The sequence below is a fragment of the Emticicia fontis genome, assembly GCF_054779675.1.
Map to the genome: position 1 here is coordinate 205098 of NZ_BAAGXU010000004.1, position 24647 is coordinate 229744.

Sequence of the window (24647 nt, forward strand, 5' to 3'; positions counted from 1 at the left end):
GAAAAGAGGGCTAAATGACTTATAATTTGGTCTTTAAGAAGGCTGTTAAGATGCCCAGACCTTTTTCGAAGTGAGTATTGTTGTTTATGATGATATCGGCATCATATTTGGTAGGCTCGATAAATTTTTCGTAAGTAGGCGCTACGTGGTTTTCCCATCTGTATAAAACATCGGTCAGGTCATATCCGCGCTCATTTCCGTCTCTGATAATCCGACGCTTGATTTTTACGTGCTCGCGGGCATCAATAAATACCTTTAAATCAAGCTGGCGGGATAATTCAGGCGAATGGAAAACAAAAATACCTTCGACTACAATAATTGGTGCAGGGTTAAACGTAAGCATATTTGGCACAACCGCCGGATTATTGAAAGTATACTCTTTCTGCTGAACCACCTTTCCGTTTTTCAGATCCTCAACGTGTTGGGCATATAACTCAAAGTCAAAAGCCTCCGGTAAATCGTAATTCTCCACATTATTCACATCTTTAGGCACCATAGCCTTCTGACGGTAATAATTATCCTGAGAAATCAGGCAAGTTTCCTCAGGAGAAAAAGAACTTAAGAGTTGATGCAAAAAATAGGTTTTTCCTGACGCACTTCCACCCGTAATACCAACAATAAATGGTTTTTTCATACTCAAGCTAAAACTTGTATAACTTGTTCCAGAATAAATCGTCCGTCAATATTGCCCAAAGCTTCGTCAGAGGCACGCTCAGGGTGAGGCATCATACCAAATACATTTTTTCCGGCATTAGTTACACCTGCAATATTCTGGATACTTCCATTATGATTAGCTTCCGGTACGATATTGCCCAATTCATCACAATAGCGGAATAATACCTGATCGTTGTCGTTGATTTGCTTTAAAGTATCTTCATCGGCAAAATAACGGCCATCGCCATGCGCGATTGGTATTTTATAAGCTCTGTCTTCTAATCCTGCTGTTAGCAATGCTGAACTGCTTTGCGGTTTCAGATAGATATTACTACAGATATATTTACGCTCAATATTTCTCAATAAAGCTCCCGGTACCAATCCAGCCTCAGCTAAAATCTGAAATCCGTTACAGATACCCATCACATATCCTCCTTTATTGGCATGTTCAATCACTTCATTCATGATAGGAGAGAAACGTGCAATGGCACCCGAACGCAGGTAGTCTCCATAAGAGAATCCACCCGGTAATATGATAAAGTCACACCCTTGCAGGTCGTGGTCTTTGTGCCAAAGTTTAACGATTTCTTGTCCGAGGTTGTGTCGGAGTGTAAAAACGGTATCGTCTTCACAGTTAGAACCAGGAAATACTACTACGCCGAATTTCATAAGCTACAAATCCCGAAGATGTTTCTATAGGATTGATTTGAATTTGAATGAAAAGAATTTTTACACAAAATTACGAAAAAACTATAGGATATAGCCTAATAATTTTCAGAAATTGCTATCAAATATTATCGTATATCAACCTTTACTTACATTATCCTGATGAAAACTGCTAAAAAAGTATCGTTTTATCTGGCAACAACGCTTTTTCTGCTAATAATTATCTATTTGGCATGGGCAAATATCGGGCTTGGATCAAATGCCCCGCAAACCCTGAGATTAGATGCAACAGAAGCATTTGGTGACTCAAGCAATAAGGGTAATCTACTAGGCGTACAAGCTTTTATGGAGCCGATTGATTATGCTTCAAAGGAAAACTTCAGCAAGAAAGTACGCTTTTATCTGGCAGAAGCAAAAAAGAAAGGCTGGTTGATTCCGAAAAAAACAATTGTGGTTTTTCCTGAATACTTCGGCACGTGGCTGGTAACGTTAGATGAAAAAGAAAGCATTTATCAAACGCCAAAAATTGAAGAGGGTTTACAAACAATGGTAATGCGGAATATCGGTAAGTTCGCTAAAACCTATATAAGCAGCCCTGATTCGGTAAAAGACAAGGTAAAATACAGTGTTTTTGCCATGAAAGCACCGACAATTGCCAGAGTTTATCAGGAGGTCTTTTCGGCATTAGCCAAAGAATATCAGGTAACAATTGTAGGAGGTTCTATTTTATTACCCGAACCAAGCGTAGAATATGGGATGCTAAAAACAGGAAGCGGACTATTATATAATACCTCAGCAGTTTTTGAATTTGACGGACAAATCAATTCAAGATTAATCAAGAAAGCATTCCCAACAGCAGATGAATTAGGATTTATTTGTCCAGTAAACCCAAAATCAATTCCGGTCTTTCAAACGCCGATTGGTCGTATGGGTGTATTAATCTGTGCCGATGCATGGTTTTCTGATGCTTACAAAGTGTTAAAAACCAAACAAGTTGATTTTGTGATAACTCCGTCTTATTCTAATGGAGTTGGTTATTGGAACAAACCCTGGAATGGCTATTCAGGTGCAGAAACACCTGAAGAAGCAAAAACAGATGTAGGTAAAATCTCTCTGGGTGAGGCATGGGTAAAATATGCCATGGGCACACGCGCCAAAACCGAAGCCGGCGTTAGAAAAGGTATCAACGTTTTTCTACAAGGCAACTTATGGGATTTAGGTGCCGATGGCTCAACGATTGTGCTGAGCGATTCGGCACGGGCTACGCCTTATGTTGGTAAGTCGGCTTTGATTAATCTTTGGTTGTAATTAAGAAAATTATTTATGGCCAACTTTACCCGGCTCATACTTATTAAAAGCCTGTAACCAGATAGAACGGGATAAACGATACAGAAAAGGAAACAAAAGAAAAGTAAGCGCCAGATACGCCAGAATATACCAGAGCCAGTATACACGTTCTTCAAAGAATAAGTAATAGGCTACTGTTGCGATTACAAATAAGGCGATATTAAACATATAGCTTACATACATAGCGCCATAGAAAAAGCCTATTTCTTTTTCGTACTTTAAGCCACATTTCGGGCAATGCTTATACATGGCCGTCATTTTGCTCAGGTTGTAAGGGTTTTTGGTTTCAAAAACCTCTCCCTCATGGCACCGAGGGCATTTCATTCGGATAGCAGCTTCTACTTTATTCATCTGGTTTTACTTTAATAGCGTTTCTTTAATAATAATCCAACAGCCCATTACTAGGATAAACCAACCGAAAGCCGGTTTTAGTTTCTCTCCGTCTACTCTTTTTGATAAATAACTACCCACCAATACACCACTAATGGTGCATCCCACAAATTTCAGAAGAAATCCCCAATCTAATACGACACCGGCTGAGAAATCGCCTATTGCTCCGAACAAAGAATTAATGGTAATAATTAATAATGAGGTTCCTACGGCCTCTTTCATCGGTAACTGGGCAAAAATAACCAAAGCCGGAATAATCATGAAACCGCCACCTGCACCAACAAACCCGGTTAATATCCCTACGATTATACCCTCCAGAAATATAATCCAATAGCTTACGTTCGGTTTTATCAATTCTTTGGCTTCCTTACGGGTTTTGATAACGGAATAAGAGGCTCCAATCATCAGCAAACCAAAAAGCAACATCACCATCAGGTTTTTGGTAAAAGTGAAGCTTTCAAACTGATAGATTACCTCTGGAATGCGGTGCATTATAAATTTCCGCATAATAAATACCATAATAAAGGCAGGAAAAGAGAAATATAATCCCTTACGAACATCAATTAACCCTTTTCTTAAATAATCAATAGAGCCTACTAGTGAACTAACACCTACAATAAAAAGCGAGTAAGTAGTAGCCGTAGTTGGACTGATACCCATGATGTATACCAATACAGTTACGGTAAGAATAGAGCCTCCGGCACCAATCAATCCCAGGGTAATTCCAATCAAAAAAGCCAAGCCAAAGCCTATTATTTCCATAGATTTGAATGAGAGAACCTTTGTCTTTTTCGAAGATTCATATGGTGGAAAAATGGTGCAATTTAAGGAAATGGAATGAAATTGCCGAAATAAGATTGTATTTTTCGAATATAGCCACTTTCAAATTGATTATTTTTTAGATTCCAATAGAATTATACCAAAACCTGATTATTTTTGTTAAAAACCTGAACTAACTATGCATAAAAAAATTACATTTCTCCTCAGCTTCATTACAACTACTTTAGTCGCCCAGATTGAAAAAGCTCCACCAAGAGCCGAGGGCGAATATGCCAATCGTTTAATTATCAGAGGCGTTATATTAATCAATAGTACTGGTGCGCCACCAGTTGGTCCGGTTGATATTGTAGTAGAAAAAAACAAAATTGCTCAGATTCGTCAGGTAGGTTATCCGGGTGTGCCTATTGAAGAAGGCCGACGCCCGAAACTGAATGCAGGCGATAAGGAATTAGATTGTACAGGCATGTATCTGATGCCGGGCTTTGTAGATATGCACGGCCATATAGGAGGGAAATCACAAGGTACTCCGGCAGAATATGTTTTTAAGCTATGGTTAGCGCATGGTATTACCACTATACGTGACCCTTCGGCAGGAAATGGTTTAGATTGGACACTCGACCAGAAAAAGAAAAGCGAAAAGAATGAAATAACGGCTCCACGTATCAAAGCTTATACTGCCTTTGGCATGGGGTCAGACAAACCAATTAATACACCCGAAGAAGCTCGCCAATGGGTAAGAGACAATGCAGCGAAAGGAGCTGACGGTATCAAGTTCTTTGGCGCATCGCCTGATGTATTCAGAGCAGCTTTGGAAGAGAATAAGAAAATAGGTTTACGATCAGCGTGCCATCATGCTCAATTAGAAGTAGGGCGTATGAATGTATTGGCTACTGCTAAAGCAGGCTTAACAACCATGGAACACTGGTATGGTTTACCGGAAGCTCTATTTGACGAAAGGACTTTACAGAACTATCCGCCGGATTATAATTATAATAACGAGCAAAACCGTTTTGAAGAAGCCGGAAAGCTATGGAAACAAGCAGCAGAACCGGGGTCGGCCAAATGGTATCAGGTAATGGATGAGTTGTTGAAACTGGATTTTACGCTTGATCCAACCTTTAACATCTATGAGGCAAACCGTGAATTGATGCTGGCTCGCAGGGCAGAATGGCATGATGAATATACTTTGCCTTCGGTTTGGCGTTTTTATGGCCCAAGTCGCCTTTCTCATGGGTCTTATTGGCTTAACTGGGGAACAGAGCAGGAAGTAGCCTGGAAAGAAAATTACCGTATCTGGATGCGTTTTGTGAATGAATATAAAAACCGAGGCGGACGTGTAACCACAGGTTCAGATTCAGGATTTATTTATCAACTATATGGCTTTGCTTATATCAGAGAATTAGAATTATTACGCGAAGCAGGATTCCACCCGTTAGAAGTAATCAGGGCCGCTACTTTGAAAGGAGCAGAAGCTTTGGGCATGGCCGACCAGATTGGTACTGTAGAAGTAGGTAAATTTGCTGATTTCGTGATAACTGAAGAAAACCCATTGGCCAATTTGAAAACTCTTTACGGTACAGGCGCAATCAGAGTAAATGAGAAGAACGAGGTAGTGAGAGTTGGTGGCGTAAAATATACTGTAAAAGATGGAGTAGTATATGATGCCAAAAAACTTTTAGCTGATGTACGCAAAATTGTAGCAGATGCCAAAGCTAAAGAAAACTTTGAAATTACACAGCCGGGTCTTCCGCAGAAAGGCGCTTCTAAAATACAGGGTTCTGAAAAGAATCAATAATCATAAAAAAGGCTCTTAGTTTTCGCTAAGAGCCTTTCTTTTTATTTCTTCATATAATCTCCACGAGAGAAGTGTTTCTCAATCCAGCAATACATCAGGATAAAGAAATACCTGCTACCCATTTCTTTAATCTTCAATTTCGATTCACCGTATTTGCGGTTTGTCCAGCTATTAGGCACCACGGCATAGGTATAACCTCTTACAATAGCTTTGAGTGGCAGCTCAACCGTTAAATTGAAGTGAGGAGATAAAAAGGGCTTGATGCCCTCAATGGTTTCTCTTTTATAGAGTTTAAAAGCATTCGTGGTATCGTTATACTTGATACCCATCATGTTTTTAATAATGAAATTGGCGATACGGTTAATAAACTTCTTTAAAGGCGGATAATCGATCACTTTTCCTCCTTTTACCCAACGGCTACCATATACTGCGTCTACATTCTCACTAAGCATGGTTTTGTAGTATTGTACTAAATCTTCCGGGTCGTCAGACATATCGGCCATAAAAACGGCTACGCAATCACCTGAAAAGCGTTCTAATCCATAGCGAACGGCATACCCGAATCCATTAGGCCCTTTATTGGTTTCAAAAACTAAGGTTGGAATCTCTCTCGAAAGTTCATGTAATACATTCAACGTCTGGTCTTTCGAATTATCATTCGTTACCCAGATTTCGTGCGGAATATCGTATTTTTTGAGCGTAGCGTATAAAGCGCGAAGTGTTTCAGGAATACTTTCTTGTTCGTTATAAGCAGGAATAACAACGCTTAGTTTCATTATTTTTTCTTCGGATATAAAATGGTACAAGGTCTCTAACAGGTAAAAGCCTTGAAGTATGGTTCAATGATTGAAACGCAAAGGTCTGAAAACTAAGGGTAAAATCAAAATGGGGTTAAGAAATGGAACCCAGAGAATAGCAATAAACTTATTTAAGGGTGAATTTATTAATTATGTATCATAGGAACCATCCCAAGGAGAAAAAAAGGCAATTGTACTACTTGGCATCAATTCAATAGATTCATCTTCTTCATTTGGAATTAAACCGAAAATTTCACCATCAATTTCTACTTCGAAGGGTTTTACAATAATATCGCAAAACTCATACTGCCCTACACTTTCAATCATGAGTTCTAAAGCTGCATTAGTGTCTTTATTCTCAGATGTTGTGCCGGCATACCAGTACTTAAAATCAATGAAATTACCTTTGTAGTCAAAAATATATAAAACTACATACTCTTTCCTGTATTTTTGCCAATCTTCATTAGGTGGGAGAGGTGGCTTAAATAAAAAAGTCTCATAACCAAAAAACTGATTACCGTTGTTGTACTTTCCAATATAATGCGTATGATAATCTTCTTCTCTGTTTATAAGAAATTTCTTCGGAATCGCCATCGTAGTATTTTTAGGGTAAATATATTAAGTAAGGTTAATGAATAGCTTTCCTTTTTTTTTCATAAAGAACCCAATCTGAGTAAAAGCTAAAACTACTCTGATCTCTCACAGCTTCAATGTATTTACAATAATGTGCACTAATAAAAATTTGAAACATAGCAAACAATCATCGGCTAGCTGTAAGCCAACTATCTATAATAATCCTGATCTGGCGGTTAATTACCTTTTCATCAACAGGTTCAACCTCAGCGGTTCGTTTCCTGTAGAAAGCAATATTCTTATTTCTTGTATCTAATACGCAACAAACAATGGTAGAGTTAGATTTGATGGGTATAGGCCTTACTAAACCCAGCGTAAGAAGCCCGATACCAAGACCTTTGGCTACTTGTGTGCCGTAATTACTTGCTGTGCGGGTGAATCCTGCCTGAAAAGTGAGAATAAGATATTTCGTGTTTTTGCTCTCTAAATAATTGACCAGGTAACTACTTAGTTTGATTCCTTTAATTTTTTTTTCCCTTTCAACCATGTTTATTATATCAAAAAAACTTTTAATCATCTCTTGTTCTTCTTCTGGATTCTTAAATTCGAAAGATACAGGTGTCATATACTTAGGAAGATGTTGATTAAAATCACGACTTCTGATGTTTAATGAAGAGTCTGAGTAAATTTCGTTAAATTCCTGACGATTAGCCTTTGCTATGGATGTAATCATACTCGGTAAATGATAAACAGAGGCAGTATCAACTTCATACGATTTTCGGTTTGATAATAAGGGCACAGTTGTACCACAGCTAAATTGAAAAAGAGAAATAGTTACAACAGCAATTGAGAATAAAATTCTTTTCATTAAAGGATTATGTTTGAAATATATAAGGTAAATGCGAAATTTAATGCGAATACTCTTTGAACAAATGTTCGAAAATGATGAATAATAATGGAGATATTCCCTAGAAATTATTTTTTCTTCTTAGGCTTGCAGGTTTTACAGAAATCGGGTAACTCTTCTATCTCTTTTAATATCAGCTGATGTGCCTCTTCTATACTGGTTTCAGATTGTCCCAAGTTTGTTAATTTTCCTATCTCAGCAATTTTTGCATTATATTCTATTTCTATTGGTTTATATGCCTCCTGAAAAAAGTTTACTTCCGATAAAAATCCTTTGCTTTCGTATAAGTTTTTTCTGAATTTTCTGGCGTACAGTTCAGTTAAATCAAAACTCAATTGCGCATATTTTACAAGTTTTAGGGAAAAAATACTATCTGGAGCAATAAGCACAGAGGCGCTTTTTGTAAAGATTGTTGCAACTTTTGAATTGAAATTCTTAGTAAACATAAATTCATACGAACTCATATAAAAAGAAAAGTCCATACGGGCAGCAAGCAAAACACTGTAATGATTTACATCGCCAATCTGAGTTGATTTAGATTTAAAATCAGCAATTGTTACTTTATAATCAGGAGACCATTCTATAATATCTTGAGCAAACGTAGAAAAGGCAAAAAATAACTGAAGAAATAGACAAAAAAGGAACAGCTTCATGTTAATGAAATAAAATAGGAACAAATAGAGTCACAGTTAATTGCAAAATTCACAAATATCGCTTAGCTAGACAAGAGTTCTGTCTTATTAATTATTTTTTGGTATTTTTTCTTAGGTTAATTTATAAACTCCATAATCTCCAAATTGACTCGCAAAATCATACATATCGATATGGATGCTTTCTACGCTTCGGTAGAGCAAAGAGATTTTGCCGATTTGCGAGGCAAACCGATTGCCGTAGGTGGAAGCAGTGAACGTGGCGTGGTAGCCGCTGCCAGTTATGAAGCCCGGAAATTTGGCGTTCGGTCGGCTATGTCTTCCCGGATTGCCAAGCAAAAATGTCCGCAATTGATTTTTGTGAGGCCACGATTTGAAGTCTATAAGCAGGTATCCAACGAAATCAGAGAAATTTTTCTGGAATATACACCTTTGGTTGAGCCACTCTCTTTAGATGAAGCTTATCTGGATGTAACCGAGAACCTGAAAGGTATGGATACGGCTACAGAGATAGCACAGGAAATAAAAGTACGTATCAAAGAAAAAACAGGTTTAACGGCATCAGCTGGCGTTTCGGTCAATAAGTTTTTAGCCAAGATAGCCTCAGACTATAAGAAACCGGATGGCTTATTCGTGATAAAACCAGCCCAAGCTGAAAAGTTTGTAGAAGAACTGGAAATCAACAAGTTTCACGGCATTGGGAGAGTAACAGCAGAGAAAATGCACAAAATGGGCATTTTTACAGGCAAAGACCTGAAAGCTAAAAGCATAGATTTCCTGACCAATCATTTCGGTAAAGTAGGTAGGTATTATTTCGAAATAGCGCAAGGGCTGGATAACCGACAGGTAAGTCCCGACCGCATCAGAAAGTCTATCGGTGTAGAGAATACGTTTGATAGAGATTTTACTGAGCCTGACGACTTGTACAGAGAAATAGACGATATTCTAGAGCAAATCTGGCGACGCATGACGAGAATAAAAGCCTATGGCAAAACTATCACCTTAAAGATAAAATTCGCCGATTTTGAAAGCATCACCCGTAGCCGTACTTCTCAATTGCCTATTCTGGAAGAGAAATTGCTCGCAAAAATCTCATACGAAATGCTTCATGCCTTACTTCCTATGCCCAAAGGTGTGCGTTTGCTAGGAATTTACTTATCTAACCTAGAATTTGAAGATGAGATGCTGGGCCGGCAATTAACCTTAAGCTTCTAAGCTAAGGGCAATAAAAAAGCCCATCTGTTAAGATGAGCCCTTCTATGTATTTGATTCAGATTAGTATTATTCTACTTTGCTAAGCTTTATCGTATTCGTACGATTGTTTTCCTGTAAAGGCATGCTTAGGGTATTGATAAACAAATCACCGGTTTCTAACTCTCCTTTTTCTACCAGAAAATCGCGGATATTAGCTACCACTTCTTCTACAGTTTTATCTTGTAGGTGATTGTATTTAAACGCATTGATACCTGAGTAAAGGCTCAATTGAGTCAAAAGTTTTTCGTTACCTGTGAAAATAAATGTATTAGCTTTCGGTCTGTGATGAGACAAACGAACCGCTGTATAACCCGAAGTAGTAATGCCGATAATAGCTTTTACTCTTAGGTCACGGGCTAATCTGGATGCAGTCATTACTACATTATCATTTTCTTTTTCATCCGATACATAATCAGCCTCAGTAACACGTGTATGATGGCGATAATACAATTTCTTAGCATCTGCGTCTTCATCGTGCTCTACTTTCAGAATAGTATTAACCATTGTTTGTACGGCCAATATCGGGTATTTACCCGAGGCACTTTCTGCACTTAACATCACAGCATCAGCACCATCTAATACGGCATTGGCTACGTCACCTACCTCGGCACGTGTCGGGCGAGGGCTGTCAATCATGCTTTCAAGCATTTGTGTAGCAACAATTACTGGTTTAGCTGCCAGATTTGATTTTTCGACCATACGTTTCTGAATCATAGGCACATCTTCCGATGGAATCTCAACACCCAAATCACCACGAGCGACCATGATACCATCAGTAGCGGCAATGATAGAATCCATATTCGTAACTGCTTCTGGTTTTTCCATTTTAGCAATTACTTTTGCTTCGCTGCCTTGTTCCCGAATATACTTCTGGATATCTATAATTTCTTCCGCTGTTCTCACAAACGATAGCGCAATCCAGTCTACATCATTTTTCAAACCAAATTTCAGATCTTCCCAGTCTTTGTCAGTAACTGATGGTTGCGAAATATTGGTATTCGGAAGGTTTACACCTTTCTTTTGTTTCAATAGACCACCGTAAACTACTTCGGTAATTACGTCCATCCCATCAACGCCTACTACCTTTACTTCTAGTTTACCATCGTCCATCAAAATTCTTTCACCCAATTGTACGTCTCTGTACATACCTTTATATGGTGTACTTACACGTTGGCCATTTCCTACTATATCTTCGTTGGTAAAAACTAATTTATCACCTGCAAAAATCTCAACTCCCTCATTTCCTTTCTCCATTAAACCAATTCTGATTTTCGGCCCTTGTAAATCCTGTAAGATGGCACATTTGAAACCATGCTCGGCATTTACTTTGCGAATTCGGTCAATACGTGCCTGATGATCTTCGTGTGTTCCATGTGAGAAGTTTAAACGGAAAACATTTACGCCAGCTTTGGCTAAGGCCAGTATCATTTCTTCACTTTCTGAAGCAGGCCCTACGGTAGCTACAATTTTGGTTTTTCTGTGCATATTTAAAATAAAATATTTCTTTGCCTTGAGAATCTCGCAAAAGTAATAACTATTTATGAGAATTACCGAATAAAGTAATTTGAAATCTATAATTCAATTCTAAAAAACTGAAAAAAGCAATAGGCTAAACAATTTATAGTCAATCATTTATTGCTTTATTAAATTATAATAAACAAAGTATGGCAGATATATTAAATTAGACAAATAGTCCTTATCATCAGGTTATTCGTATTATAGAAGAAAAAGAACGATATAATTTTTCTAAGATTGGGCCTGAAATTTTAATGTGAGTTTTTGGATTGAAAAAAATGTTTGGAAGTCTTTGCCAGAAAAAAATATTCTACTAAATTTGTGTCCTTGGAAAATTCAAAACCCATTGAAACAAACAGCAATCGCAATTTCACTTCTCCTTCTACTCAGCTATACAGTGTGAGAAACGGAGACTTTGTATAAATCAAAAGCCCTTTCTTACACTCAGTGAGAAAGGGCTTTTTTGCGAGTAAAAAGAAGTAGTAAAAATAACTAAACACCTCATTCAGCGATGAGCCAAAAGATTTATGTTTTCGACACCACCTTACGAGATGGAGAACAAGTTCCCGGTTGTCAGTTAACAACCGATGAAAAGGTAATGATTGCTAAACAACTCGAAAAACTGGGTGTCGATATTATTGAAGCAGGTTTCCCTATTTCAAGTCCCGGTGATTTCAAGTCGGTTGTGGAAGTATCAAAAGCTGTAACCGAGCCAACCGTTTGTGCCCTGTCAAGAGCGATTAAAGGCGATATTGAGGCCGCTGCAGAAGCACTTCAATTTGCTAAACGCCCACGTATCCATACCGGAATCGGGGCATCTGATATCCATATTAAACATAAATTTAATAGTACCCGCGAACAGATTATCGAGCAAGCTATTGCGGCGGTAAAGCATGCTAAAAAGTTTGTAGAAGATGTAGAGTTTTACGCAGAAGATTCTGGTCGTGCTGATCTGGAATTTTTGGCAAAACTAACTGACGAAGTAATTAAAGCAGGTGCAACAGTAGTAAACTTACCGGATACTACCGGATATGTACTGCCTCATGAAATGTTTGAGCGCATTTCATACATCATGAATAATGTGCCTAATATCGATAAAGCAATCATTTCGATGCATAATCATAACGATTTAGGTTTGGCTACGGCTAATACAATTGCAGGTATCCAGGCTGGTGCAAGACAAGTAGAGGTAACGATAAACGGTATAGGTGAGCGTGCAGGAAATACTTCGTTAGAAGAAGTAGCGATGATTCTGAAAGTACATAAATCTTTAGGATTACATACTAATATTGAAAGTACATTGCTTTCTCCTTTGAGTAACCTGGTTTCTCAAACCATGAGAATGCCTGTACAAGCCAATAAAGCGATTGTTGGACGCAATGCTTTTGCACACTCGTCTGGAATCCATCAGGATGGTTTCTTAAAGCATACCGAAAACTACGAGATTATCAATCCGCAAGAAGTAGGGGTTGATAAATCTTCTATCGTATTGACAGCCAGAAGTGGCCGCCATGCTTTGAAACATCGTCTTGAAATTTTAGGATATAAATTGGAGAAACCTGAGATTGATGATGCTTATAGCCGTTTCCTTGATTTGGCTGACAGAATTAAAGAAGTAAATGATAAAGATCTGGTTATCTTGATGAAAGAAACCATTACTGTAGAGTAATAGTATAACAAAATTTGGGAAAGGGCCTGGTGAATCGTTCATCAAGCCCTTTTTTTGTTTACTTTGCATTGATAAATCTTTTAAGAAATCCTACTTCATTATAATCAATGACTAATCGTCGCCATTTTCTTAACTCTACTTTATTAGCAAGTCTGGGCTTGGCTAATATGAATTTTTCTTTCTCAGATACTAAAGTAAAAACCTTAAAACCTGCTGCCTTGAAAAAAGGCGATACGATAGGCTTGGTGTGTCCTGCGTACTCTGCTTTTGTTAAAGAAGATGTTCAGATAACCATTGAGAGTTTAGAAGTATTAGGCTTTAAAGTAAAAAAAGGCGATCACATATTTGATAGATACGGCTATCTGGCGGGTAGCGACGAAGACCGGGCAGCAGATATTAACAAAATGTTTGCGGATAAGAGTATCAACGGAATTATGGCGATGCATGGGGGCTGGGGTTGCGCCAGAATACTGCCACTACTAGATTATAAAACCATTCAACAGAATCCAAAGGTTTTTATTGGTTATAGTGATATTACAGCCTTGTTACTGGGTATTTATGCCAAAACAGGTCTTATTACCTTTCATGGCCCTGTGGGTTCTTCTACATGGAATAAGTTCTCAGTCGACAACTTCAAAAATATGCTTATTGAAGGTAATGTAGTGCAAATGGATAATCCAACAAGCAAAGGAGATAATCTGGTACAAGTTGACGATAGAATTTATACAATTAATGGAGGGAAAGCCACAGGAAGATTAATTGGTGGAAACCTTACCGTATTAAGCCATATTGTAGGCTCTCCTTATTTGCCGGATTTTAAAGGCAGTATCTTGTTTTTAGAAGATGTAGGTGAAGACCTTTACCGCATTGACCGGATGATTACCCAATTAAAACTGGCAGGTATACTCAATCAGCTTTCAGGCTTTGTGTTTGGAAAATGTACAGATTGTCCACCTTCGAAAGGCGGCTATGGCTCATTAACGATGGAAGATATTTTTGAAGACCATATCAAGCCTTTAAAGATTCCTTCTTTTTCAGGAGCAATGATAGGGCATATTAAAGATAAATTTACCGTTCCGGTTGGCTTAGAAGCTACTATTGATGCCGGAAGTGGAAGTATTACATTAAGTGAAGCGGCGGTTAATAAATAGCCGCTTCACTTATTTTTAAATATGATTCAGAACCCGCTATTACTTAGCAGGCGGAGGAGTTCTTCTTTTAAGTACCAAGCTATCAGCAGGATAATGTGCTTTTAAGGTATCCATTTGTGCCTTAGCCCAATCGATTATGACCTTTCTTTCTTCATCACTCAGATTAGCTTCTTTATGGAAACCCAGAGCAGTATAAGATTCTAAAGGCATTCCTTTTTCATCAACTTCATCTATAATCTCTTCAAATTTATGATTTTGCACAGCAATAGGACGTGAAGTAAAAGTAGAAAAATTAAGCTCGCCTTTGCCTTCTTCTATATGATGATTCATCCACCACGCTACAGGTTGAATTTGTGAATACCAAGGATAAGTAGTTTTGTTGCTATGGCAATCGTTACAAGCTACGGCTAATAAATGATTCACATTGGTCGGAACTGCATATTTGGTAGAAATATCGTGTGTTTTCTCATTAGATTCATTTTTTTCAGGACGGATAAACTGAATGAGTATCAGAATGACACCAAGCCCTAGGAGAATTTTCTTGATCATTTGTGTAATAGATTAGTGTTTAAATTAGTTTGATAGGGGTATTTATTGATAAATATAAAATATGTGTGTGATAATTATAGCCTGCTAGTAAATTTTGTTTCTAAATATTGATGTTATTAAAAGCAAAAGCTCTTTCAAGAGAACTTGAAAGAGCTTTCAGAATAGCTAATTATCAATTATTCCTCTCCAACAAATCTTCCGCCACCAATAATATGACCAAAGAAAAGGCTGTTAAGGAATAGTTTATTAGTTCCATACCAGAATGCTCTGAAATTCGGGTTTTCAGACATTAATATGATTTTCCCTGCACCCAAAGTCTGTGTAATCACTGCCGGAGAATTTTTGATTAAGGCTTCATTTTTAGGATGTACATATCCGGCTATCAAGGGGTTATTCGTAAAAATAAGTGGCGTATTATACGGGTTTTTAGTGTCTTCAAAGAAGATATTATTATCCTTAAACAAAGCTAGTTTATCTTGTGCATAACCAAAGCAGATCGGGTGAGTCGGGTCTATTTTCGCTTCAAATATAGTCCCTGCTGTTTCCATAGCACCACTATATTTTTCTTGCAGATAGTAAGGGCGTTTTTCTGCCCCATCATTTGTTGGGCGTGCTTTTACGGTGATGGAAGCTATTTTCTTGTTAGCTGCCCATTCTGCCGCTTCTGTCATGGCTACCAATACACCACCACCTTGCACAAAGCGTTTAATTTTCTCGTCTGACAGATTGTTATAACCACCTCCGGCCATCACTATATGGGTATATTTATCCAGATTTACACGGTTGGCTGTTTCAATATCTGAGAATGTAAGCGGGATATTGATTCTTGTATCTAACAAATGCCATATTTCACCTGCATCATTAGCATTTACACCCGGTCCGGCCAACATTAATACTTTGGGTTGTTTCAAACGACGGAATTTCTCACTGCCTAAGTCAATACCATTAGGTGTTAAGCCTGTTGCCGTAGCATAAAAGTCAACACCATCTCTTTCAGCGAGCGTTTTCAATATGTCGCTAGGGTCGCTTCCATTGCAAACAATCTGAATAGTGCCATAATCAAACTTCTGTTCTTTTCCATTGACAATGGCTGTTAATGGCTCAACCGCTACCTTTAAAGTATAGCCTTTTTTGAGTAATTCATAGGCTGTTCTTGGGGCATAATAGCTATTCCATTCAAAGAAATAAGCATAAGTGCTGCTACCCACTACCTTTCCTTTCGGAAACTCATTCACACTTACTTTTTCACCTAAAGAAACAGAGCCTTTGGCTTCTGCTGTTGGGGTGTTCATACAATATTGGAGCGACCATGCCGAAATATCATAAAATAGGCTATCCTCAAACTTGGTGCGTTTCTCAAACAATGATTTAATCAATCTATGTTGTGGCTGATTCATAGGCACGGCATAGGAAGCATTTTTATCGAATGAAGTACCATCTATCGTTTCGTCTTTACCCAGTTTATAAACATCAATCTGGTTTCTTTTCAACATATTTATCATTTCCCAGGTTTTTACGGCATCCTTGCTTCCACCAAAAACATAGGCTTTCACGGCATCGGTAGAGCTTTCTTTATAGAAATTACGCATATGCTCTAATAACTCTACACGCATGGCTCTGGCTGCCTTTAGGGTTGACATAGTGGCCGATACCTGATTACGAATCGTAAAAGGAAAACTCAACAAACCATTTGATGTTTCCTGTAAATGCCCGCGAGAAGAAGCCTGCTCAAACAAAATGCCGATTGAACCATTCACATCGGGTAGAGTAGAACCTTTACCATAATAGAAATCGTCGTAATTTTCCTGCGTATAATAAGCCGAATTAATCTTGTCTAAGCCGGCGGCATGGAATTTGCCTATTTTGGCTGTCAATTCAATATTGCTTTTGGGAGTAAGTGGGTGCGTGCGGGCAGGAATACCTGGTTGGAAAAAGAAAGAAGAAGCGCTTCCCATTTCGTGGTGGTCGGTTAAAATATTCGGTCTCCACTCATAAAACTTTACTAAACGACCTTTACTTTCAGGCATTTGTTGATAGAGCCAGTCACGATTCAGGTCAAACCAGTAGTGGTTGGTACGTCCACCCGGCCATGTTTCGCTGAACTCCCGGCTGTTTATATCGCTTACAAGCGTGTTGCTTCTGTTTATATTTACCCAGGTCGCAAATCTGTTACCACCATCAGCATTAATACAAGGGTCGATTAAGATAATGGCTTCATTCAACAAGGAGTCTACACTTGCTCCCTGTGCTGCGGCTAAGTAATAGGCCGACATCAGGTTTGAGTTCGTACCACTAGGCTCATTGCCATGTACCGAATAGCCCATCCAGACCACAATCGGCATTTTTTTGGTATCTACACTACCTGATTGAGAAGGATTAACCAATTTCTGATGCTCTGCTTTTATTTGTTCTAACTGTGAATGGTTTTTAGGCGAAGTAACAGTCAACAATAAAAGCTCACGGTTTTCAAAGGTTTTGCCGTATACCTCAACTTTAAACCTGTCTGACAAACGAGCCAATTCTCTCATATAGGCATATTGCTCGTAGGGTGTTACGTGCTGTTCGCCTACCTGATAGCCCAGGAATTGTTTCGGTGTTGGAATTTTAGGGTCATACTTTACGTCCTGCGGCAAGTAATAACTATCGGCTACTTGTCCGTAAGTGTATGAGTTTACAATGATGAAGAGTAAGAGTAGTACTTTTTTCATGAAGAATGGGGGTAGTTTATTTAGCAATTAAGGTAATTTCCAGCTAAAAATACAAAAAGCCTCTGACACAGAGGCTTTTTGTATAGACAAAGAATCTACAAACCTTAAAAATTCCGTTCAAAGAGTGTGGTTGACACCTTTTCTCTATTATTTTAAGGCATTTATTTAATAAGGTGGTCGAAAAAGATTAGTTCGACGCTTTTAATTTAGCTTCAATAGTTTGCTGCGTGTGCGGCACTGCTCTCAAGCGCTCTTTTGGTATCAATTTACCGGTATCTTTGCAAATACCGTAAGTACCATTTTTAATCCGGATTAATGCAGCTTCCAATTGCTGAGCAAACTTTTGTAAACGTCCAGCCGATTGACTCAATTGTTCTTTTTCACTTACATCAGCACCATCTTCCAATAGTTTTGTGCTGCTTGATGTGTAATCAGTACCGTTGTCATTTTTACGACTTAGCGTTTCTTTAATAAAGTTCAACTCATTTCTTGTTGCTTCCAATTTGTTGGTAATGATTACCTCAAACTCCCTCAGTTCTTCTTCTGAATAACGGGTTTTTTCTTCAACTACGGCCATAATCGTAATGCAGTAAATTGTTAAAATTGGGTACATACTCTAAAAAAACGCCACAAAGATAGCGTTTTTTGCCCGTTTAAGCAACCGCCCAATTAAAATATTGACAAACCCTCAAAAAAATTTATTTAAAGGTAATTATTCAAAAACAGTAAATTATTTGGCGAACGATAAAATTGTCAGTTCAGGACTAAAGTATAAGTCTAAAAATTAAGAGAAAGTTAAGTTTTTGTAAAATTTAACAATTTTAAGAAATACTTTCTTTTTTCTAAGTTTGCACCCTAAAAAAATCATCAACAATAGAAAATTCTATTATGAATTACATAGAACCGGCTCCGATTAAGGATACAGAAAATCCTTTGGAGTCAATGATGTCAAGGTTTGATGCAGCAGTAAAGATTTTAGGAATCAGCGAAGAGATGTATTATATCCTGAAAGTTCCTGCGCGTCAAGTAACAGTTGGATTGCCTGTGACGATGGATAACGGGCAAATAAAGGTCTTTGAAGGATACCGGGTGATTCACTCAACGATTTTAGGGCCAAGTAAAGGGGGGATTCGTTTTGATCCGGCAGTAAATATTGATGAAGTGCGTGCTTTAGCGGCCTGGATGACCTGGAAGTGTGCGGTGGTGGATATACCTTATGGGGGAGCTAAAGGCGGAATTGCCTGCAACCCAAGAGAAATGTCTTCTGGTGAAATGGAACGTTTGATGCGAGCTTATACCTTATCAATGCTTGATATATTTGGTCCTGATAAGGATATTCCAGCACCGGATATGGGAACAGGTCCACGTGAAATGGCCTGGTTGATGGATGAGTACTCAAAAGCCAAAGGCATGACGGTAAATGCGGTTGTAACCGGAAAACCACTGGTATTGGGTGGTTCATTAGGCCGTACAGAAGCCACCGGACGTGGGGTAATGGTTTCAGCGCTTTCGGGCATGGAGAAATTACGTTTGAATCCTTATAGAACTACTGCGGCTGTACAAGGCTTTGGTAATGTGGGTTCGCATGCAGCACAGTTGCTACAAGAAAAGGGTGTAACTATTTGTGGTATCAGTGATATATCTGGTGCATATTACAATGCCAAAGGTATTGATATAGAGAAAGCGATTGCCTACCGTAATGCGAATAGAGGTAGTCTGGAAGGCTTTAAAGAAGCAGAATTGATAAGTAATGAAGATTTATTGGCGCTGAATGTAGATGTATTGGTTCCGGCGGCAAAAGAAGACGTAATAACACATGAAAATGCGGCGCATATACAAGCTAAATTGATTGTAGAAGGAGCTAACGGCCCTACTTCTGCCAGTGCTGATGATATTATCAATGAAAAAGGAATTATGGTTGTGCCGGATATTTTAGCGAATGCAGGTGGTGTAACGGTTTCTTATTTTGAATGGGTACAGAATCGTATTGGTTATAAATGGGCATTAGACAGAATAAACCGCCGTTGCGACCGCATGATGAAAGATGCTTTTGATAAAGTATTTGAAACATCACAGAAGCATAAAGTTTCGATGCGACTGGCGGCTTATATCGTAGCTATTGATAAAGTTGCGAGCACCTATAAGTTCCGCGGAGGGTATGGGTGATACCAACACTCTTTAATGACATATTAAAGGCCCATTTGTTGAATAAAAGACAAATGGGTTTTTATTAATTCAAAGTCTTAAATTTTTACATAATCTTAATAAAACGTATACAGTTAAGTTAAATTCAGTACTTTTACGAAAATTCAAAAAACTAAAGATATGGCAAGTAACAGAACTTTCACAATGATTAAACCTCACGCAGTGGCTGATAATCATATTGGTGGAATCATAGCTATGATTGAGGCAGCTGGCTTCAGAATCGTAGCTATGAAAAAGACTCAATTGACCCCTGCTTTAGCGGGTAAATTTTACGAAGTACATAAAGAAAGAGGTTTTTATGGTGAATTGTGCGAAATGATGTCTTCGGGACCAATCGTTCCAATGATTTTAGAAAAAGACAATGCGGTAACTGATTTTCGTACTTTAATCGGAGCAACAAATCCGGCAAATGCAGCAGAAGGTACTATCCGTAAAAAATATGCAAAATCTATGGGAGAAAACGCTATTCACGGTTCAGATTCAGATGAAAACGCAGCTATAGAAGGTTCATTCTTCTTCGGTGTAACAGATCAATATTAAGAGTTTAGTCTATAAAAAAATAAGCCTTGGTGAATCTCGCCAAGGCTTATTTTTTCTGTATATTTATTAAAAACTTTACCTGAGAATAACTCAATCGTCAATCCCGTCATATTTAATACCTGCTTTCAGGCGGATTTCATCCAACAGGCTCATCAACTTCACACTCATCGAAAGCGGCATTTTTACACTTTCCTTTTTGTTGTTTCTAAGGCAATTGTTTACTTCTTCAATTTCAAAGTTATATCCCCGGCTTTCTCTCTCAAAAGTAAAGGTTATAGGGTCTTTATCAGTTTCATAAAGTACCACCGTTCTACTTTCATGAAAACGTTCAGGTAAATGAATATACCCTTTTTCTCCATATATTAATGCTTCTGTACGTGTGCGAGATGCAAAGGTTGCATTCATTAATGCTGTTGCCTGTGGATACTTGAAAACAAAGCTGGTGGTTTCATCAACTCCTGTTTGTCCGAATGTACTTACGGCATGAATAGCTGTTGGGTAATCTAACAGTAAAAGACTTAAATAAGCAGGATAGATACCAATATCTAATAAAGCGCCACCACCCAATGCCGGATTTAAGGTTCTGCGTTCAGGTGTAAAAGGTGCTACGAAACCAAAATCAGCATGAATGGTCTTTATTTTTCCTATTCTATCTTCGGCAATGAGCTCCTGTGTTTTCTGAATAACCGGGATAAACCTCGTCCACATTGCTTCCATCAGAAAAGTATCATTCTCGCGGGCAGTGTCAACCATCTTCTGCACCTCTTTCAGATTCATGGCAAATGGTTTTTCACAAAGCACAGGCATTTTGTTTTTCAGGCAGAGAATTGCGTTTTCTGCATGCAAACTATGGGGTGTGGCAATATAAATCACATCCAGATCAGGCGTTTTGAAAATCTCCTGATACGAATCATAATGATAGGGTACATGAAACTTCTGGGCAAAATCCTGCGCCCGTTCTATTGAGGTAGATGCAACAGCATGTAATTGTGTATAAGGCACTTTCACTAAGTCATTGGCAAATTTCTCTGCAATTTTTCCTAGCCCTATAATACCCCATCTGATTGGTTTGGTCATCTTCGTGTTTATATATAATTCAGATAACGACTATAGTCTCTGATTGATGTTTGAAACAGCTTGAAATATTGATTTAAATGATAAATGTAGGCAAAAAAATGCTTTATGGAACAATCAATTTTTTAACCACTTTATGCCCCTTAGTATCTAATATAAGAAAATAGATTCCGGCATTCAGATTTTGTTTGAATGAAATCCGACTTTGAGAAGCATCTAGTGCATCTGTTTCTATGGCAATGGGTATGCCTTTGGCATCAAGGAAGATAACATCGGTTAATTCTTTAGTTGATTTTAGCTCAAAAGAAGAACCTATGACAGGATTAGGATAAACCGTGATTGTAGGATTGGTTTCAGTTTCATTGGCTAATAGCGCCACAATAGCCGATACGGTTTTATAGATAAATTCCTTGTTGGCCTCATCATAGAATTTTAAACGATAATAGTTTTTACCAATAATGGGTTTTGTATCAGTAAATGAATAAGATTTTGAGCTACTACTTGTTCCGGTAGCATTTACCTGACCGATAACAGTAAATCGGATCAGGTCAAAACTGCGTTCAATGACAAAGTTTTTAGCTTTGGTTTCGTTTAGCGACGTCCACGAAAGTTTTACATATTGTTCGTTAGTTAACGCAGCTGAAAAAATGCCTAAAGTAGCTGGTAAAGGTAAACCTGTTTTTATAAGCCAGAAATCTGTATTTCCTTTGTTTTGTGTCAAGTCTCCATCAACAGAATTGGCACTGGCGGCCACAATAAAACCACCATCAGAAGTAGGATAAGCTCCACGAGCGATTTCAATATCGGCTCCGCCGAGTAATGTACTTTCTTTCAGAACCCCAATATTTTCTTCTATCTGAGTAATCCAGACATCACCAAAAGAACTCTTTGGTTTAACACCTCCCATCGTTGAATTACTTTGTCCGAAAGCAAAGGCTTTGCCTGTGTTAGATTGTCTGATAGCATACAGTCCATCTGAATAAGTTCCTCCTACTTGTTTTTTCCATTGCAGAGAACCACTATTAGCTAGTTTTAAAATAAAACCATCCTTTTCGCCTAGATTCTCAGCTAAATCTCCATTAGTAGAATTACTCTCTCCCACTATAAAAAAAGAACCGTCAGCTAACTGCAAGCCAGAAAACGCTTCGTCCAGATTTGAGCCACCAAAGCCTTTTTGCCATTGTAAAGTGCCAGCAGCATCTATTTTTAAGATATAAATATCAATATAGCCTTTGCCTGCTCCGGGTATTTCGCTATTACTGCCTTCTGTTCCTCCTACCATTAAATAGCCACCATCCGTGCAAACGATTACTTCATTCACCCAATCATTCTGATTGCTGCCATAAGTTTTTGACCATAGTGTCTGGCCATTTTCAGTAATTTTGGCTAACCATATATCTGTCTTAATTAATGGGAGTATATTAGCTCCTATAATATAATTACCGTCGGCAGTAGCTTTGATAGTTGGTTTTGAGTAAGCATCGGCTTTGGTGAAAGCTAAGTCACCAACATTAAATCCTCCGGCGAAAACCTTCCGCCATATCATGCTCCCGTCGGTTTTGAGTTTTAATAAAATTAAGCCTCCGCGAGTACCATTACCCAAGGCGTCGCCATCAGTTGAGGTTGTTGTAGCTAAAATCAGGATATTTTTATCCTTGGTTTCTATTATATCAGTTGCAATATCATCTTTTGTGCCTCCAAAAGTTTTAGACCAGAGTATTTCTCCCCAGTTATTTACTTTAACCACCCAGATGTCGGTACCACCAGCGCCATTAAATGCCTTGGAGGCAGGAACATCTCCATCATTATTGCTTGTGGTTGAACCAACGATAATATAGCCACCATCGGTTGTAGGAGTAGAGGCATAGGCATATTCGTTATTTTTGCCTCCCATGCTTTTCTGCCATTGAATGGCATTTTGTGCAATGGTTTGTAAGGAGCATATGAGGCTGCAAAAGTATAATAAGCCTATTAAACGCGGTTTCATCTGATAATCCTGATAGGTAATTATAAAATTTCAGCAAACATCATACCATAGAGGTACCCAAAACAAAACGCCCTGACTACAAGAGCCAAGGCGTATAAAAGAGGCACCGTAAGTAGAAAAATCTTACTTACCTAATTTGATTTTCAAGTTTTGGTCTAATGCTTCCAAAAACTCTTCAGTATATAGGTAATGTTCGCCATGGTTTACTTTGTTACCATGAATACAAACTGCTAAATCTTTGGTCATTTTGCCAGACTCAACCGTTTCAACACAAACTTGCTCTAAAGCCTGGCAGAAATCGATCAACTCCTGGTTGCCATCTTTTTTACCACGGAATTCCAATCCACGAGTCCAGGCAAAGATAGAAGCAATCGGGTTAGTTGATGTTGGTTTTCCGGCTTGGTGGTCACGGTAGTGACGTGTTACAGTTCCGTGAGCTGCTTCTGCTTCCATTGTTTCACCGTCTGGCGTAACTAATACAGAAGTCATCAAACCTAATGAACCGAAACCTTGAGCTACTGAATCAGACTGTACGTCGCCATCGTAGTTTTTACAAGCCCATACGAATGAACCATTCCATTTCAAGGCAGAAGCTACCATATCGTCAATCAAACGGTGTTCGTAAACGATACCCGCTTCTGCAAACTTAGCTTTATAATCTGCCTGATAGATTTCTTCAAAAATATCTTTGAAACGACCATCGTATTTTTTCAGAATGGTGTTTTTGGTAGATAAATACAAAGGCCATTTTTTGTTCAGGGCAACATTGAAACATGAGTGTGCAAAACCACGGATAGATTCATCTGTGTTATACATACCCATTGCTACTCCGCCTCCTTTGAAATTATATACGTCAAATTCTTTTACAGTACCATCAGCACCTTCAAACTTCATAGTTAATTTGCCCGGGCCATCTACTACGAAATCTGTCGCGCGGTATTGATCACCAAAAGCGTGACGACCTACGATGATAGGAGAGGTCCAGTTAGAAACCAAACGAGGTACGTTCTGACAAACGATTGGCTCACGGAAAACAGTACCGTCCAGGATATTACGGATTGTACCATTTGGTGATTTCCACATTTGTTTCAGATTAAACTCTGTTACACGTGCTTCGTCAGGAGTAATAGTAGCACATTTGATACCCACGCCATATTCTTTAATAGCATTTGCTGCATCGACGGTTACCTGGTCGTTGGTTTCATCACGATATTCAACACCAAGGTCATAATATTTAATATCTACATCAACATATGGTAGAATCAATTTGTCTTTAATAAAACGCCAGATGATTCGAGTCATCTCGTCTCCGTCTAATTCAACAACGGGATTAGCTACTTTAATCTTATCCATGATTATTTGTTTAATTAATAAATGCGGTTGTAAAGTTATGCACAGAATATGAAAAAATGTATAATTAAATCGAATTTTCTATC

At 38.3% G+C, this 24647-nt stretch carries 22 protein-coding genes; 7 read left to right on the top strand and 15 right to left on the bottom strand.

Annotated elements, in window-relative coordinates; all coding sequences use genetic code 11:
- Positions 1–19: 19 nt before the first annotated feature.
- Complete coding sequence (gene udk / locus ACYVFA_RS03465; protein WP_460470399.1) at positions 20–634, bottom strand: uridine kinase family protein; 615 nt, start codon at positions 632–634, stop codon at positions 20–22.
- A 2-nt stretch (positions 635–636) separates the two neighbouring features.
- Positions 637–1323, bottom strand: a complete 687-nt coding sequence (gene purQ / locus ACYVFA_RS03470) for a phosphoribosylformylglycinamidine synthase subunit PurQ (RefSeq protein WP_460470400.1) — start codon at positions 1321–1323, stop codon at positions 637–639.
- A 159-nt stretch (positions 1324–1482) separates the two neighbouring features.
- Between purQ and ACYVFA_RS03475 the strand changes: the two genes are divergently transcribed.
- A complete protein-coding gene (locus ACYVFA_RS03475; RefSeq protein WP_460470401.1) occupies positions 1483–2628 on the top strand; it encodes a carbon-nitrogen hydrolase family protein in 1146 nt (381 codons plus the stop codon).
- 9 nt (positions 2629–2637) lie between these two features.
- On the opposite strand, the gene ACYVFA_RS03480 is transcribed toward ACYVFA_RS03475, so the two are convergent.
- Together ACYVFA_RS03480 and ACYVFA_RS03485 are read right to left on the bottom strand one after the other, a co-directional pair.
- Positions 2638–3018: a DUF983 domain-containing protein gene (locus ACYVFA_RS03480; protein ID WP_460470402.1), complete on the bottom strand. Its 381-nt coding sequence runs from the start codon at positions 3016–3018 to the stop codon at positions 2638–2640.
- A 6-nt stretch (positions 3019–3024) separates the two neighbouring features.
- The gene (locus ACYVFA_RS03485) at positions 3025–3819 is read right to left on the bottom strand and encodes a sulfite exporter TauE/SafE family protein (protein WP_460470403.1); all 795 of its coding nucleotides are present in this window, start codon (positions 3817–3819) and stop codon (positions 3025–3027) included.
- A 196-nt stretch (positions 3820–4015) separates the two neighbouring features.
- Between ACYVFA_RS03485 and ACYVFA_RS03490 the strand changes: the two genes are divergently transcribed.
- The gene (locus tag ACYVFA_RS03490) at positions 4016–5632 is read left to right on the top strand and encodes an amidohydrolase family protein (protein WP_460470404.1); all 1617 of its coding nucleotides are present in this window, start codon (positions 4016–4018) and stop codon (positions 5630–5632) included.
- Between the two features lie 41 nt (positions 5633–5673).
- Here the strand turns inward: ACYVFA_RS03490 and ACYVFA_RS03495 are convergent, their stop codons facing one another.
- The 4 genes from ACYVFA_RS03495 to ACYVFA_RS03510 form a co-directional block, all read right to left on the bottom strand.
- A complete protein-coding gene (locus ACYVFA_RS03495) occupies positions 5674–6408 on the bottom strand; it encodes a glycosyltransferase family 2 protein (RefSeq protein WP_460470405.1) in 735 nt (244 codons plus the stop codon).
- Positions 6409–6579: 171 nt separating this feature from the next.
- A complete protein-coding gene (locus ACYVFA_RS03500; protein ID WP_460470406.1) occupies positions 6580–7023 on the bottom strand; it encodes a hypothetical protein in 444 nt (147 codons plus the stop codon).
- Positions 7024–7189: 166 nt separating this feature from the next.
- Entirely contained in the window at positions 7190–7870 is a 681-nt protein-coding gene (locus tag ACYVFA_RS03505; protein ID WP_460470407.1) for a hypothetical protein, read from the bottom strand.
- Between the two features lie 107 nt (positions 7871–7977).
- Positions 7978–8562, bottom strand: coding sequence for a hypothetical protein (locus tag ACYVFA_RS03510; RefSeq protein WP_460470408.1), 585 nt, complete (start codon positions 8560–8562; stop codon positions 7978–7980).
- A gap of 171 nt (positions 8563–8733) precedes the next feature.
- On the opposite strand from ACYVFA_RS03510, the gene dinB reads away from it, so the two are divergent.
- Entirely contained in the window at positions 8734–9774 is a 1041-nt protein-coding gene (dinB, locus tag ACYVFA_RS03515; RefSeq protein ID WP_460470409.1) for a DNA polymerase IV, read from the top strand.
- A 66-nt stretch (positions 9775–9840) separates the two neighbouring features.
- On the opposite strand, the gene pyk is transcribed toward dinB, so the two are convergent.
- Positions 9841–11298, bottom strand: coding sequence for a pyruvate kinase (gene pyk / locus ACYVFA_RS03520; RefSeq protein ID WP_460470410.1), 1458 nt, complete (start codon positions 11296–11298; stop codon positions 9841–9843).
- A gap of 541 nt (positions 11299–11839) precedes the next feature.
- On the opposite strand from pyk, the gene ACYVFA_RS03525 reads away from it, so the two are divergent.
- Together ACYVFA_RS03525 and ACYVFA_RS03530 are read left to right on the top strand one after the other, a co-directional pair.
- Positions 11840–12997, top strand: a complete 1158-nt coding sequence (locus tag ACYVFA_RS03525; RefSeq protein WP_460470411.1) for a 2-isopropylmalate synthase — start codon at positions 11840–11842, stop codon at positions 12995–12997.
- A 107-nt stretch (positions 12998–13104) separates the two neighbouring features.
- Positions 13105–14148 carry a S66 peptidase family protein gene (locus ACYVFA_RS03530; RefSeq protein WP_460470412.1) on the top strand — a complete coding sequence of 348 codons (1044 nt, stop codon included), beginning with the start codon at positions 13105–13107 and terminating at the stop codon, positions 14146–14148.
- Between the two features lie 39 nt (positions 14149–14187).
- Here ACYVFA_RS03530 and ACYVFA_RS03535 read toward each other — a convergent pair whose 3' ends face one another.
- From ACYVFA_RS03535 to ACYVFA_RS03545, 3 genes are all read right to left on the bottom strand, one after another.
- On the bottom strand, positions 14188–14697 hold the full coding sequence (locus tag ACYVFA_RS03535; RefSeq protein ID WP_460470413.1) for a heme-binding domain-containing protein: 510 nt from the start codon (positions 14695–14697) through the stop codon (positions 14188–14190).
- A gap of 176 nt (positions 14698–14873) precedes the next feature.
- Entirely contained in the window at positions 14874–17405 is a 2532-nt protein-coding gene (locus ACYVFA_RS03540) for a M14 family metallopeptidase (RefSeq protein WP_460470414.1), read from the bottom strand.
- Between the two features lie 187 nt (positions 17406–17592).
- Positions 17593–18018: a TraR/DksA family transcriptional regulator gene (locus ACYVFA_RS03545; RefSeq protein ID WP_460470415.1), complete on the bottom strand. Its 426-nt coding sequence runs from the start codon at positions 18016–18018 to the stop codon at positions 17593–17595.
- Positions 18019–18293: 275 nt separating this feature from the next.
- Between ACYVFA_RS03545 and ACYVFA_RS03550 the strand changes: the two genes are divergently transcribed.
- Together ACYVFA_RS03550 and ACYVFA_RS03555 are read left to right on the top strand one after the other, a co-directional pair.
- On the top strand, positions 18294–19571 hold the full coding sequence (locus ACYVFA_RS03550; RefSeq protein ID WP_460470416.1) for a Glu/Leu/Phe/Val family dehydrogenase: 1278 nt from the start codon (positions 18294–18296) through the stop codon (positions 19569–19571).
- 159 nt (positions 19572–19730) lie between these two features.
- Entirely contained in the window at positions 19731–20150 is a 420-nt protein-coding gene (locus tag ACYVFA_RS03555; protein ID WP_460470417.1) for a nucleoside-diphosphate kinase, read from the top strand.
- 90 nt (positions 20151–20240) lie between these two features.
- Here the strand turns inward: ACYVFA_RS03555 and ACYVFA_RS03560 are convergent, their stop codons facing one another.
- The 3 genes from ACYVFA_RS03560 to ACYVFA_RS03570 all read right to left on the bottom strand — a co-directional run bounded on the left by ACYVFA_RS03560 (position 20241) and on the right by ACYVFA_RS03570 (position 24564).
- Positions 20241–21227 (bottom strand): Gfo/Idh/MocA family protein, encoded by a 987-nt coding sequence (locus ACYVFA_RS03560; protein ID WP_460470418.1) that lies wholly within the window; start codon positions 21225–21227, stop codon positions 20241–20243.
- A 103-nt stretch (positions 21228–21330) separates the two neighbouring features.
- Complete coding sequence (locus tag ACYVFA_RS03565) at positions 21331–23211, bottom strand: T9SS type A sorting domain-containing protein (protein ID WP_460470419.1); 1881 nt, start codon at positions 23209–23211, stop codon at positions 21331–21333.
- A gap of 123 nt (positions 23212–23334) precedes the next feature.
- The gene (locus ACYVFA_RS03570) at positions 23335–24564 is read right to left on the bottom strand and encodes an NADP-dependent isocitrate dehydrogenase (protein WP_460470420.1); all 1230 of its coding nucleotides are present in this window, start codon (positions 24562–24564) and stop codon (positions 23335–23337) included.
- Between the last annotated feature and the right edge of the window lie 83 nt (positions 24565–24647).

What these genes read in the sequence shown, in the direction of transcription:
- ACYVFA_RS03545 (WP_460470415.1), bottom strand. Translation starts at nt 18,018, where the DNA reads ATGTACCCAATTTTAACAATTTACTGCATTACGATTATGGCCGTAGTT.
- ACYVFA_RS03490 (WP_460470404.1), top strand. Translation starts at nt 4,016, where the DNA reads ATGCATAAAAAAATTACATTTCTCCTCAGCTTCATTACAACTACTTTA.
- pyk (WP_460470410.1), bottom strand. Translation starts at nt 11,298, where the DNA reads ATGCACAGAAAAACCAAAATTGTAGCTACCGTAGGGCCTGCTTCAGAA.
- udk (WP_460470399.1), bottom strand. Translation starts at nt 634, where the DNA reads ATGAAAAAACCATTTATTGTTGGTATTACGGGTGGAAGTGCGTCAGGA.
- ACYVFA_RS03475 (WP_460470401.1), top strand. Translation starts at nt 1,483, where the DNA reads ATGAAAACTGCTAAAAAAGTATCGTTTTATCTGGCAACAACGCTTTTT.
- ACYVFA_RS03530 (WP_460470412.1), top strand. Translation starts at nt 13,105, where the DNA reads ATGACTAATCGTCGCCATTTTCTTAACTCTACTTTATTAGCAAGTCTG.
- ACYVFA_RS03550 (WP_460470416.1), top strand. Translation starts at nt 18,294, where the DNA reads ATGAATTACATAGAACCGGCTCCGATTAAGGATACAGAAAATCCTTTG.
- ACYVFA_RS03505 (WP_460470407.1), bottom strand. Translation starts at nt 7,870, where the DNA reads ATGAAAAGAATTTTATTCTCAATTGCTGTTGTAACTATTTCTCTTTTT.
- ACYVFA_RS03480 (WP_460470402.1), bottom strand. Translation starts at nt 3,018, where the DNA reads ATGAATAAAGTAGAAGCTGCTATCCGAATGAAATGCCCTCGGTGCCAT.
- ACYVFA_RS03500 (WP_460470406.1), bottom strand. Translation starts at nt 7,023, where the DNA reads ATGGCGATTCCGAAGAAATTTCTTATAAACAGAGAAGAAGATTATCAT.
- ACYVFA_RS03565 (WP_460470419.1), bottom strand. Translation starts at nt 23,211, where the DNA reads ATGAAACCGCGTTTAATAGGCTTATTATACTTTTGCAGCCTCATATGC.
- purQ (WP_460470400.1), bottom strand. Translation starts at nt 1,323, where the DNA reads ATGAAATTCGGCGTAGTAGTATTTCCTGGTTCTAACTGTGAAGACGAT.
- ACYVFA_RS03540 (WP_460470414.1), bottom strand. Translation starts at nt 17,405, where the DNA reads ATGAAAAAAGTACTACTCTTACTCTTCATCATTGTAAACTCATACACT.
- ACYVFA_RS03570 (WP_460470420.1), bottom strand. Translation starts at nt 24,564, where the DNA reads ATGGATAAGATTAAAGTAGCTAATCCCGTTGTTGAATTAGACGGAGAC.
- ACYVFA_RS03555 (WP_460470417.1), top strand. Translation starts at nt 19,731, where the DNA reads ATGGCAAGTAACAGAACTTTCACAATGATTAAACCTCACGCAGTGGCT.
- ACYVFA_RS03485 (WP_460470403.1), bottom strand. Translation starts at nt 3,819, where the DNA reads ATGGAAATAATAGGCTTTGGCTTGGCTTTTTTGATTGGAATTACCCTG.
- ACYVFA_RS03525 (WP_460470411.1), top strand. Translation starts at nt 11,840, where the DNA reads ATGAGCCAAAAGATTTATGTTTTCGACACCACCTTACGAGATGGAGAA.
- dinB (WP_460470409.1), top strand. Translation starts at nt 8,734, where the DNA reads ATGGATGCTTTCTACGCTTCGGTAGAGCAAAGAGATTTTGCCGATTTG.
- ACYVFA_RS03560 (WP_460470418.1), bottom strand. Translation starts at nt 21,227, where the DNA reads ATGACCAAACCAATCAGATGGGGTATTATAGGGCTAGGAAAAATTGCA.
- ACYVFA_RS03495 (WP_460470405.1), bottom strand. Translation starts at nt 6,408, where the DNA reads ATGAAACTAAGCGTTGTTATTCCTGCTTATAACGAACAAGAAAGTATT.
- ACYVFA_RS03510 (WP_460470408.1), bottom strand. Translation starts at nt 8,562, where the DNA reads ATGAAGCTGTTCCTTTTTTGTCTATTTCTTCAGTTATTTTTTGCCTTT.
- ACYVFA_RS03535 (WP_460470413.1), bottom strand. Translation starts at nt 14,697, where the DNA reads ATGATCAAGAAAATTCTCCTAGGGCTTGGTGTCATTCTGATACTCATT.